Raw genomic sequence first — 291 nt, forward strand, 5'->3', positions numbered from 1 at the left:
GCGAACGCAGCGTGAAGGACCGGAAGGCTGGGGTGAAGGGCTGGACCATTTTTTCTCCGCCCGTTAAGCGTTATCGCTCGCGCATACCCGATTACGCCCGGCCTGTTTAGCGAGATAAAGTCGACGGTCAGCCAGTGACTGGAGTTGTTCAAAATCATAATCACCGGTTTCCTCGCTGCTACTTACCCCCAGCGAGGCACTGATGCGTATCGTCGTACTCTTAGCAATCAACATCTCTTTTTCATTTAACTTCAGGCGAATACGTTCTGCGACTTCCGCAGCCTCCGTCAG

General features: G+C 53.3%; 1 protein-coding gene. It reads right to left on the reverse strand.

The features are described 5' to 3' along the window. Window positions 1–63 precede the first annotated feature (63 nt). On the reverse strand, window positions 64–291 hold a 228-nt coding region (locus tag PZH32_RS13630; protein WP_275208794.1), incomplete at its 5' end, for a diguanylate cyclase.

It is taken from the genome of Adlercreutzia equolifaciens, assembly GCF_029076695.1.
Lineage (GTDB): Bacteria > Actinomycetota > Coriobacteriia > Coriobacteriales > Eggerthellaceae > Adlercreutzia > Adlercreutzia equolifaciens_A.